This window comes from Prevotella aurantiaca (genome assembly GCF_015262605.1).
GTDB lineage: Bacteria > Bacteroidota > Bacteroidia > Bacteroidales > Bacteroidaceae > Prevotella > Prevotella aurantiaca.
On the sequence record NZ_JABZSJ010000071.1, the window covers coordinates 1 to 11,730 of the forward strand.

An 11,730-nucleotide genomic window follows, 5' to 3' on the forward strand; every position below is an offset into this window, starting at 1 on the left:
TTCAGGGATGAGAGGTACTTTACACTAAGACTCTATGCACTGCATGACTGCCGTAACACTAGAAATGTCGGATGAACCCAAAAACTTGCAGATATAAGCAAATAATTTACAGGATAATATACTATGAATCAGAGGAATATTAGGTTTTTAAGGGAGGACTAAGTAAATAATAATTATAAATTAAAAAAACGTAATTACATTTTTTGAAAAATGTAATTACGTTTTTTTTGTAAAGTATATACTTTTTCTTATATTCTAAATTCAAAGGATAATTCTTTTCATTACAACTTCATATGCATTAATAAAATCTCTATCATAATATATTTGCATTGGGATATTCCGTTTGTAATTTCATTTTAGCTTTTTCTATTAATTCTACTTTTGGAACGTCTATTTTTAGCGTATTATAATTGTTAATAGGCATTTTCATAAGCTCATTATTGGGAATATACTCAGGAAGTCCTATGCGTTCACGAATATTTAACCAAAGAAGAATATCTATAGGGAATACAAAATAATCAGAAGATGGGAAATCTGGAATATGATTTTTGTATTCATCTTCATCTGATTCTAAAATATGAAAACTAACCAGTTCATTTACTATTTCAGTTAGCAAGGTTTTATCTTTAGTATCCCAATATTGAATAGCTTTTTCATATACACCCATCTCCTTACGAAAATTTAAACGAGTGTAATCAAGTTCTATACCTTGCCATTTACAAAATATTGATAACATAAACCAAGGGTGTTTATATGCAGAATTCCATCCTTTATATTGTTTGCCATAAAGCATCTTTAATAACACATCTCCTAATTTTAATGCTATAGAATCCCAGCCTAAAAGCAATGCCTGAGCAAGATACTTAATCGCATTTATGAAAGAAATAGATTCTTTATATTGTTCAACTGTTGTTCCTAAAAAATAATCCCATGTAATAGACTCTATTGCAGAATATGTTGATAATGCTAATAAATTATGATCTAGTTTATTCTCTTTAAAAAACGAATAAATAAAATTCCAATGTTGCCAATTAGAAATTCTTTCTAATTTAAGACCAATAATAGCTCGACTTTTATTACCACTTATATAGCTATTTATATCTTCGTTAGAAGTGAAATAGAAATGTGTAAGCTTTTCTAGTTGATATTCCTTTTTTTTAAGTACATACTGTACCGCCTTCTCTATATTTTCCATATTTTATCTTTTGTTTTCTTTCATAGGTGTAAGATATAACACACAACAAACAACTACAAATATAGTAATTTGCTTTGATATATGCTCATCTTTTTTCATAAATCCTATTGCTTGTTTATATTTACTTCTGCATTTTATATTACAAAACATATGTAAATAATATTAAACAATAAAGATAGCTTTTTTCATATTCATCAACAAACTGTAAAAACTATTTCGGAAAATTACGCTTATTTTACACTCGCGTAAACACTTATGTAACCTTTGTTTATTGGAAATATTGTAAATTTGCAGCCAAAGGTTATAACCTCTTTAAATTTGACATTATAATAGTCTTATCCTTTAAGTTTTTAAATACCTTTCAATTTCACGAGGATAATTCTTCAAATAATCACATAACACGAGTAGCTTACAACTACTCTTCACATATAAAAATAAAAGCATATGAAAAAAGCAGTAATTACTATTTGTGCTTTAGGTTTAGTTCATTTAGGACTTTCAGCACAGAAAAATCAAGGAGTTGTCCCTTCATTAGTGGGGTGGAGTTATTATGGAGGTGATGAGTTTAATGGAACAACTATAAATAAAAGTTTATGGGGAATCTATGGTGATAAAACAAAACATTATAGTTATGAACTTTATGGTAATAACAAGAAACAAGGTAATGCTCAGATATATCGCGACCAAATGGTAACGGTAAATAATGGTTTTTTATCTATTCGTGCTACTCGTGAACCTATAAAGACAGGACTCCGCAGATACGAAGATGATCCAGCAAATACTGATTATAGTATAAAGATGCGAAACCCTATAAAACCTAAACATGGTTATACAAAATATGGTTGGTGGTCAGGTGCACTCTCTAGCAGAGATGCAGAGAATGGAGGCAACTATTATCCACTTTACTCTCGTATTGAGATAAAAGCCAAGATACCTTTCTCTATTGGTACTTGGATGGCATTGTGGCTTCGTCATTGCAATGGGTCTAGTACTTTTGAAATTGATTTGCAAGAATTCTTTGTACATGATGATGCAAGAACCTTTGCAAAAGATAATATTGATAAAAAACGACGCTATGTTCATCAATCCATACATGGTATAGATTATAATTTAGGTACAAGATACGATCAAGATAAAAAAAAGTATGTACTTAAAAACGGATATAATCATAATAATTATGGTGATAGAATAAAAGAAATAATATTTGACCCTTCAGAAGACTTCCATGTTTATGGGGCACAGATTGACCCTGAACCGGGTGATTCTTCTCGTAATATAGCTGTATCATTCCTTTTGGATGGTAGAGTAAGATCTGTTTTCATTACATCATACTATAAAACGTCTGATGAGGCAGTAGATTCTGCTGATATGAAGCCAATGAAAGATAAGTATCCATATCGATACAATGCTCTCTTGAGAAAAGAAAATTTCAAGAATGGTATTGATCGTGTGTGGGATGTTGCTATTACAGGACAAATAGGAGGAAAACCAGACGGAAAAGGTGGTGGCATACTTTATCCAGAAATGGATCCTCAGTATGGTGGAGATATAAATAAAGTGCCTAAGGACTATGTAATGGATATTGACTGGATGCGTGTTTATAAACGTGCAAATAAGCTGATTTGGATTGGTGCTCAGCCATTACCTGGTGATATGAAACAGACAAAAGCTAAAATAGAAATACCGACTAAACGATTGGGTAATCTTAAAATAGGAGACAAACTTATATTGGATATTGATACGCTCTCTTCATCTAAACATCGTAAAGTTGGACTATCTTCTATTGATATTTATAATAAGTATGGTAAGAGCATAACAACGCTAAAACCTCAACTATCAAGAAATGATGCGCAGGTAACATTCTTCATTACAGATAAAAATATGCTTGAAGAATTAAAAAAGGAGGGTTGTTATATAGAAGGTGAAAATATCCGTATATTCTCTTTAGCAAGCGAAAAAAAGGAAAGCAGTATATGGAATGGCTTTAAGCAAATAAATAAAGATAAAGTTATCATTCCTAAGGAGATGTTCGAAAGAGTATATCGTAACCAAATATTAGAATTTACTGTTCTTGATGTTGAATCGCAAGGTAAGATAATACTTCCACAAGTTAACAAGAGTATAAACCTATCAGCTGCACGTGATGAAAAGGAATACGTTATTGATTTAGACGCTGAGAGTGCTAAAACAATTAATAAGTATGGTTTGCAGATATCTGGAGAGGGATATTATTTAAGAAATGTAAGATTGATTGATAAAAAGACTGTTACTGGTATAACTGAAATCGATTCTCCTAAAGAAGATACAGATGAAATATATACAATTAGTGGTATGAAGGTAAAAGAGGCAAAAGAAAAAGGCGATTTGCGTCCAGGAGTTTATATTATTGATGGAAAGAAGGTTCTCGTGAAATAATGAATCCTTCAGAAAAAATAGTGTAAAATTATGAGTAAAAATAAAAGAGGGTGTGTCTAATATGACACACCCTCTTTTTTCTTTTGCTTTATATTTTTACAAATCACCTTTTAATTGCTTGAAAAATCTTTTTCGGTATTTCTTTCGAAATTAAGGCTATATTTTCCTTTTTACTTAGATTAAAGAGGTGATAATAGTGTGATAGTTTTATTGCTGTTTGTTCAATATAATACTTTAATCCAGACCTTACTTCCGTTGTTCGACCATATTTACCAAAGTTTCCTCTTTTATACACAACGCTTAAAATATATTTCTTTCTTTTATAGTCTTTTTGTGTTAATGTATAGGGAAAATAATTTTTAGATAATCCTAAATCGTCAACAAGAATAGTACCTATTGCTGTGAAAGCTTTTTGAAAATCTAAGTGTGATAAAATCTCAGTAAGCCTTTCTTTATCTATACTTCTCTCTTTATTCTGATCTTGTTCAGCCATAGCAGCAGTATAACATAACACTGCTATATCGCAAAATTGTCTTAGTCCCACACCTAATTCTATAAGATGGTGATAAAGATGTAAAAAAGTATAAGCGAGATTTAACGTTGGACTTAAAATCGGAACTTTCTTATTATCAATTAGAGTATAACTTAGGGGCTCTGTATTTATTAAGTTATCAAAGTATTGTTGGTTTTCAGAATTTGCAAACTTAAATAGTGTAAAGTGTAGTTCGAATAAAGTCTTATTGAATTGGAAACTATAATGCTGTTCAGATTCGTCTCGATCTAATTCTACTTTTAATTCCTTATGTAGTATGTTAATAAGTTTTTCCAAATCATTTGGAAAACAATAGAAGTCAATATCTCCACCTATTCGATGGAGTGGGTGAGGGTATAAATTTGCAATTGTTTGCCCTTTTACAATAAAAAACTTAATATCATGCTTTTCTAATAGCTCCGTGAGTAATATTAGGTTGCTATTAAGAAGTAGATTTGACTTCTTAATATTTTCTAACCTACCAAAAGCTGCCAAAGCTTCTTGCTGTGGTAGTTTTATGTTATTGTTGATGAGTGATGAAAAGACTAATCCACTAACAGTTTGCATACTCGCAATCCTCTGTAAGTCAGAAAAGTCCTTTTTATCTAAGGATGATAAGCTTAGAATCCCTCCCCATAACTCATTTTTAATTAATTCTTTTAGAAGCTTCTCCGCACTCATAAAGTTTCTTATTAGTAGAATAGAATTTTATTCAACAATAGACTCTCTTATTGATTCGATTATAAACTTGACATCTTCCTCACTTACCATAGGGCCTGATGGAAGACAAAGACCAATTTTAAATAGCTCTTCGCTAATACCATTTACATAAGCTGGACTATTCTTATAGACTGGTTGTAAGTGCATTGGTTTCCAAAGTGGGCGACTTTCTATACCTAATTTATCTAATGCTATTCGCATTGCTTCTACATTTGTGTTTGGCTCACAATTAGTATGAACAGCTCCAGTTGGATGAACAACACCAGCTGCTCCACCAACAGCACCAGCAATAGCTTCTTTATAAGCATTTGCTTGACCAACTACCTTTATATCTTTATCAATTGTTATGGTGTTAAGCCAGAAGTTAGAATCATAATTTTCGTCTGGATTCCCATGGAAGGTAATACCTTTCACATCTTTAAACCCTTCTTTGTATAGTCTAGCAATGAATTTGTGATGTGAAATGTGTTCATCGAGAACTGTCATTTGTCCACGTCCTATGCCTGCGCAAACATTACTTAGACGATAATTGTAGCCTATCTCTTCGTGTTGGTAGTATGGAAAAGCCTCGCGTGCCTGCGTTGCAAAAAACATAATACGATTCTTTGCTTCTTTATTTGGACAAATTAAGGCTCCTCCTCCTGATGTAGTAATCATTTTATTACCATTAAAGCTCATTACTCCATAATTGCCAAATGTGCCTACAACCTTTCCATTGTAACGACTACCCAAACCTTCTGCTGCATCTTCTATTAATGGAATATTATAGCGTTCGGCAATTTCCATAATTTCTTTTATTTTTGCAGGCATTCCATAGAGGTAAACAGCAATGATGGCTTTTGGTTTTTTACCTGTTTTTTCAATTCTATCCTTGATAGCTTCTTCAAGTAATACAGGGCACATATTCCATGTGTCAACTTCTGAGTCAACAAAAACAGGAGATGCACCAAGATAAGCTACAGGGTGTGAGCTTGCACAAAAAGTAAAACTCTGGCAAATTACCTCATCGCCAGCCTTAACACCCAAGTTAATCAGTGCCAAATGAATGGCAGCTGTACCCGAGCATAAAGCAACAACTTCTTTCTCTTCCAAATCATGATATCCGTTATGCCATAATTCATCTGGATTATTGTTGTGTGCTTGTATGTTTTGTGGATAAACTTCGTTGGAAAAATCTATATTATTAGGCTTAGATTTACAAAAACGGCTTAATTCTTCTTCAAATGCATTCACATTGGGCCCCAATGGTACAACCCAATTTGTATCAAATGCTTCCTGAACATATTTTTGCTCGTTACCACTCATGTGGGCGAGACATAGATATTTTCTTTCCATCTCTATAATTTATTTTGATCTATAAGCAGGGAAGAATGAAGTTGATACATCAAATGATGGATCTATTTTCTTCCTAAGCTCAATTAGATAAGAATATTTGTTTATATCATAACAATCTTTTGATATACTAAATCCAATATCTCCATTTTTATTAAAGGCTTTTTTAAACTTATATAAAGGATCTTCACCACTACCAACTCCTCCACCAAGATGTAATAATTTATACCCATGTTGAGCTCCATATTTTGCAGCTTCATACAAAATAAGATTAGTAGCATTAAGATTACGGAATTCCATAACACTGCCGGAAAGATGATAATGCATTCTTCCATTGCACATAAGTATAATACTCATTGCAATGATTTCTTCACCAAGTATTGCATAAAAGAACTCCCATTGTCCTTGTAAGTTCTCTGACATAGATTTATAGAACTTTGGTTTAAAATAATAATAATCATCAGCATTATCTTTATCCATAGTTGCATTGTATATAGAATAGAATTTCTCAAAGAGAGCTGTGTCATCACTATGTTTTACAACTACACCATTTTTAATAGCTTTTCTTATAGTAGCACGATCTTTACTCTTTATATTTTGAAAAATACCTTCTTCAGATGTACAATCAATATAAATGGTATTTCCTAAATCAATAACATTCGACCATCCTCTTAAATATTCTTGATTTTTTAGCCAAGGACTCCATCGTGTGAAAGTATTAATAATTTTTTGATTATGCATAAACGTTTCTACTTCTTTCCAAAAAATATCTATTTTTTCTTTTGAAGTATTTCCATCTAATATCCACCCTCCATACCCATACGGAGTGATTGCATCAAAAAACGTACCTTTATCGATATAACCTTGTGCCCATGTCTCATTTGATATATCTCTAAGCATGAAAGCACAAATTGCTCTTATTTCCTCTCCTTCATAGTAAATTAAAATTGGCTTTCCATCTCCATGTACTTCGAATGGAGCTAAATATCCACTAAGATAATATATATCATAATTAGGAAAGGAAAGAACTATTCTATCCCATTCCGTTCTATGCTCAAAGTCTATAATCTTCAGCATTTATCAAAATGAATTAAAAAGTTATATATAATATTTCCCATCTCATTTACGTCTTCACTGCTATACCTTCCGTCACAATGTATTGAAAGCATCCTGTTCGATATATCTTTAGAGCTATCCGAACAGTTTTCTGGTAAATTCCATAAGATTGCTGGGTAAATAAAATGCTTTATCAAGTTCAACCTAAATAAATCTCGCTGTTGAGTATTACGAAATAATAATAGTAAAGAAAAAGGAATACATTTATCAGAGCTTGGATAAAAAATACGAATGTCTTTGGTTATTAATATTTTTGAAAGTGTATGGATAAGCAACTGCCAATTCTGTAACTTCCTATTATGCCATTCATTAATATCAAACTTTTCTAAGAAAAGTTTATCAAGTATAGATATTCTACTGATAGGCAAATGGTCAAATCCCTCTTCTGTTTGTATATATTTTGCTCTGAAAGAGTCCTTTAGACTTGAATTGCATTCAGTTTCATTTATATTAAGATAGTGAGCTTTATCTTCCATTGCTTGCCATCTTATTCTTGCAAGTTGTTCGTTTTGATGAGAATTCTCTATTAAAGTTGATAATTTTGATAAATTATGAGAATTACTCCAAATCATTCCACCCCCTGCTAATGGAAGAGTTTTTCTCAATGAGGCTATACAAAAATCAGCTTTACTATTCTGACTCCATTCATCGAAAATATTGTGCGAATGGTCTTCAATCATTGGGATTGAGATATTAGAATAGTTTCGGTATTGTCTTAACCCAAAATAATTCATTCTAAGTAATACATCACCATCTATAAAAGATAGTTTTTCTACAAGATAAATTTCCTCATTTAAGGGGTTGTCAAAATATGTTTTAACTTCTATTTTACACCGATGTTGAATATATTCAATAATTTCCCAACAGAAATACTCTGGTATCCAAATTCTTTTCCATTTATAATGAATGATTAATAATTCTATGGCCTGTCTACCATCTGCTACAAATATGGCATTGGGATAATAAGTAAAAATGGTATTATCGTGTATTGCTGAAATATTCAAAGAATGAAAATCAGATCCAAACTCTTTCATGTTATTTCTCTTTCAGTTTTCGTAGTTTTTCACCGAATCCAAGATCGTCTACCAACTCATCTTGCACTTCTCCTTCTCCAATGCCATCTCGCTGTATAACGTTAAGAAAAGTTTTCCAAAGAATCTTAATATCAAGTTTAAGAGAAATATGGTCTACATACCATACATCATATTCAAATTTCTTACTATATTGTACAAAGTTTCTGCCATTAACTTGAGCCCATCCTGTTATACCTGGTCGCACCTCATGCCTTCTAATTTGTACTTCATCGTAACATTTCAAGAAATCTTCGTACAATGGACGTGGCCCTATTAAGGACATATCTCCTTTAAGTACATTATACAACTGGGGAAGTTCATCTAACGAAGTACTACGCACGAAACGTCCAACTTTTGTCAACCTCTGACCATCAGGCAATAAGTTTCCATTCTCATCTTTTTCATCGGTCATTGTTTTAAACTTAATCACCTTAAATACTCTATTATTCCAACCTGCCCTAGAGTGGAGAAAAAAGGCACCACCTCCCTTATTGGCAAAATGCAACCATATTGTAACTATTAATAGTAAAGGAGAAAAAATAACCAATGCTATAAATGAAGCTACAAAATCTATTAATCGCTTAAAGAAATGTTTATACATAATATTCTTTAACTAAGTGATTTATACATATCTAAAAGTGCTTCCCATACTTTTTCCTGTTCATACCTTTCTTGAATAAGCCTCCTGCTATTACTTGCCATAAGCTCAACATCAGATAAGTGTGTTAGCATCCAGTCCATAACAAAGAAAAGAGAATCTGAATCGCGAGGTGGAATAATTCTACCATTAACTCCTTCCTCTATGATTTCATTACTACCATTAATATTGGTAACGATTGAAGGTAACCCCATACTGCCTGCTTCAAGAACAACATTGGGAAAACCTTCCCTATAGGAAGGAAATACTAATGCATCTGCAGCTGCAAGATAAGGTCGTACATCTTTCTGATAATCAACAAACAGAACAGAACTATTATTTTTAAAGAAACTTTCATCTTCAGGCGATAAAGGATCTAACTTAGATTCAAAGTCTCCAACTAATAGTAATTTGGGATTTAGATGATAGTTTTTCTTAAGGAGGGATTGCATAGCTTTAGACAACTCTTTCATACCCTTATCATTAACTATTCGCCCGACAAATATGAAAACAAAATCATTAGCAGTAATATGTAATTCCTTACGTATTACATCCTTAATAGACTCTTCTTTTCTGATACTTAATCGCTTGTTTCCATTTTCCAATTCACAATTCTCATACAAGCTTTCCACGCTAAAGAATGATGTATCTTTACCATTTATATTACCATTCAAAATAACTTCTAATGGTTTATTAGTAATATGGTCATTCTTCAAAGTTTTTAAAACACCTTGTCCTTCTGGAATTACCTTAGTCGCACAAGCGCAAGTTATTCGTTCCATTGTTTGTAAGACAAACTTAAACTTTCCAGTAGCACCTTGATATCTTAGTCCTGTAACTGTATAAATACGATGTGGAACACGACAAATCCATGCTGCTACCATAGCCAATAATGACCCTTTTGGAGTATTGGCATGCACACACCATGGTTTCTCTTGTTTAAAGAAATTTATCAACCATCGTAATGCTATAATATCCTTTAATAAGGAAATAGGCCGTTCTATGGGAGCATCAACAACTCTAACTCCTTCTCGCTTTCTTACTTTTTGTAGGCGTCCGTCATCTTTTGCAACAGCAATAATATCAAAATATTGATTTAAATATTTTAGTTGTCCTATTAAAAGATCATCTAAACTTTCGCCAGCAGTGGTCAATCTTACTATTTTTTTCTTTTTATCCATAGCTATACTTATATCAATCTATTCAAAGTTACTAATTACTTTTTGATAGACTTGATTGTAGCCGTTTACCATTTTACTAATATCGAATTCTAATGCTCGATTATAACAGCGGTTGGCAACTTCATCATAATATTTATCACTTTCTGCTAATTGATTAATTTCATTAGCCAAAGCCTTGCCATCTTCATGTGGGAAAAGAATGCCATATCCCTTAGTAACTTCACGTAAACCATTTACATCTGAAGCAATAAAAGGCTTATGTGCACTCATACCTTCAACATTACTAAGACTTAATCCCTCCCAATGAGAAGACATAACGATAAAATCTGCTGCTCTCAGTACATTTGGAATATCAGTACGTAAGCCTAAAAATCTCACTCGTTCACATACGCCTAAAGACAAAGCTAATTGTTTTACTTCCTCCATCCGTTCACCTATACCAGCAAACCAGATCTCATATTTTTCTTTATCTAATAGGGTTAAAGCCCTAATAATAGTATCTTGATTCTTTTGTTTACGAAATCCTGCAACCATCAGAATAGCTTTACGATTTTCTTTTAATTCTAATAGTTCCTTACAAGGTACAGCTTCTGAAATAGCATTGACATCTATTCCGTTATTTATTGTAGTAATTGACTTGTACTTATTTGATGATTTGACAAGCCATTCCCCTCCCATATACTCTCTTAGTTTCTCTTCTGCTATCTTACTGATACATATTATATGATTATACCTGCTATACATCCAACTTTCTATTGGGCGATACCATTTCCAATTTCGTTTCCTATTAGACGTATTATGTTCTGTAGAAACAAGTTTTGGAGAATTAAACAAACTGGCGATTGCAACAAATAGCTGCGGTGAAGAATTATGCGTATGAACAATATCATAATTCTTCATTATCTTTACCAGTTTAAATATATAGAGCGGATTATAAACCCCATGACCTAATGTAAATATCTTTGTCTGTGGACACTCTTTCTTCAATCTCTGAGTCAATGGTGTCTCTGTGCCATTAAAGACACATAAATCCACCGTATTTCCTAAAGCTTGTAACCTTGGTATCAAATTAACGACCAACGTTTCAGCACCTCCCATATCCAAAGATGTTATGACTTGTAATATTCTCATTATCAGATGCGTTTATTCTACAATAATAATCCTGTTTTAATCGTATTCCAAATAAGAATACCACAATAAGTTTAAAAACTATTTGCTGTCACTTTTAACATTTCAACATAGGGAAGTGATATTCAACAGATTATGCTTTATTTTCGAATGACAGGAATGACAGCAAAGTTGAAGAATTTACGCAATAGTAATGATATCTTTGCTCCTGAGAAGATACATAATCATATATCATATTCTGTGTTAGTATGTTTGGAACCTAATTTATGACTAACTTTCCTATTTCATCTATATCCACAGATGTTGTGAATTATAGAATACTCATAACTATCTTTTATTTACACGTTTATCTTTCAAATGCATCAACCAACCTAAAGGTGCTACAGCATTCCATAGTCCAG

The 11,730-nt window shown here is 32.3% G+C and carries 9 protein-coding genes; 1 reads left to right on the forward strand and 8 read right to left on the reverse strand.

The features are described 5' to 3' along the window. Positions 1-313: 313 nt before the first annotated feature. Positions 314-1,195, reverse strand: coding sequence for a hypothetical protein (locus HXN26_RS09935; protein WP_273161037.1), 882 nt, complete (start codon positions 1,193-1,195; stop codon positions 314-316). A 444-nt stretch (positions 1,196-1,639) separates the two neighbouring features. Between HXN26_RS09935 and HXN26_RS09940 the strand changes: the two genes are divergently transcribed. Beyond that, a complete protein-coding gene (locus HXN26_RS09940; RefSeq protein ID WP_273161038.1) occupies positions 1,640-3,610 on the forward strand; it encodes a glycoside hydrolase family 16 protein in 1,971 nt (656 codons plus the stop codon). A gap of 103 nt (positions 3,611-3,713) precedes the next feature. Here HXN26_RS09940 and HXN26_RS09945 read toward each other — a convergent pair whose 3' ends face one another. The 7 genes from HXN26_RS09945 to HXN26_RS09975 are packed head-to-tail and all read right to left on the reverse strand — an operon-like array spanning position 3,714 to position 11,332. Next, a complete protein-coding gene (locus tag HXN26_RS09945; RefSeq protein WP_273161040.1) occupies positions 3,714-4,823 on the reverse strand; it encodes a nucleotidyltransferase domain-containing protein in 1,110 nt (369 codons plus the stop codon). Positions 4,824-4,850: 27 nt separating this feature from the next. Continuing rightward, positions 4,851-6,197 (reverse strand): DegT/DnrJ/EryC1/StrS family aminotransferase, encoded by a 1,347-nt coding sequence (locus HXN26_RS09950; protein ID WP_273161042.1) that lies wholly within the window; start codon positions 6,195-6,197, stop codon positions 4,851-4,853. Positions 6,198-6,206: 9 nt separating this feature from the next. Beyond that, positions 6,207-7,271, reverse strand: coding sequence for a lipid II:glycine glycyltransferase FemX (locus HXN26_RS09955; protein ID WP_273161043.1), 1,065 nt, complete (start codon positions 7,269-7,271; stop codon positions 6,207-6,209). Beyond that, complete coding sequence (locus HXN26_RS09960) at positions 7,265-8,344, reverse strand: protein kinase family protein (protein WP_273161045.1); 1,080 nt, start codon at positions 8,342-8,344, stop codon at positions 7,265-7,267. Before HXN26_RS09960 ends, HXN26_RS09955 begins: the two co-directional genes overlap by 7 nt. A 1-nt stretch (position 8,345) precedes the next feature. Next, positions 8,346-8,984, reverse strand: a complete 639-nt coding sequence (locus HXN26_RS09965; RefSeq protein WP_006044759.1) for a sugar transferase — start codon at positions 8,982-8,984, stop codon at positions 8,346-8,348. Positions 8,985-8,992: 8 nt separating this feature from the next. Further along, a complete protein-coding gene (locus tag HXN26_RS09970) occupies positions 8,993-10,201 on the reverse strand; it encodes a glycosyltransferase family 4 protein (protein ID WP_273161050.1) in 1,209 nt (402 codons plus the stop codon). A gap of 18 nt (positions 10,202-10,219) precedes the next feature. Next, the gene (locus HXN26_RS09975) at positions 10,220-11,332 is read right to left on the reverse strand and encodes a glycosyltransferase family 4 protein (RefSeq protein ID WP_273161053.1); all 1,113 of its coding nucleotides are present in this window, start codon (positions 11,330-11,332) and stop codon (positions 10,220-10,222) included. Between the last annotated feature and the right edge of the window lie 398 nt (positions 11,333-11,730).

What these genes read in the sequence shown, in the direction of transcription:
- HXN26_RS09935 (WP_273161037.1), bottom strand. Translation starts at nt 1,195, where the DNA reads ATGGAAAATATAGAGAAGGCGGTACAGTATGTACTTAAAAAAAAGGAA.
- HXN26_RS09940 (WP_273161038.1), top strand. Translation starts at nt 1,640, where the DNA reads ATGAAAAAAGCAGTAATTACTATTTGTGCTTTAGGTTTAGTTCATTTA.
- HXN26_RS09945 (WP_273161040.1), bottom strand. Translation starts at nt 4,823, where the DNA reads ATGAGTGCGGAGAAGCTTCTAAAAGAATTAATTAAAAATGAGTTATGG.
- HXN26_RS09950 (WP_273161042.1), bottom strand. Translation starts at nt 6,197, where the DNA reads ATGGAAAGAAAATATCTATGTCTCGCCCACATGAGTGGTAACGAGCAA.
- HXN26_RS09955 (WP_273161043.1), bottom strand. Translation starts at nt 7,271, where the DNA reads ATGCTGAAGATTATAGACTTTGAGCATAGAACGGAATGGGATAGAATA.
- HXN26_RS09960 (WP_273161045.1), bottom strand. Translation starts at nt 8,344, where the DNA reads ATGAAAGAGTTTGGATCTGATTTTCATTCTTTGAATATTTCAGCAATA.
- HXN26_RS09965 (WP_006044759.1), bottom strand. Translation starts at nt 8,984, where the DNA reads ATGTATAAACATTTCTTTAAGCGATTAATAGATTTTGTAGCTTCATTT.
- HXN26_RS09970 (WP_273161050.1), bottom strand. Translation starts at nt 10,201, where the DNA reads ATGGATAAAAAGAAAAAAATAGTAAGATTGACCACTGCTGGCGAAAGT.
- HXN26_RS09975 (WP_273161053.1), bottom strand. Translation starts at nt 11,332, where the DNA reads ATGAGAATATTACAAGTCATAACATCTTTGGATATGGGAGGTGCTGAA.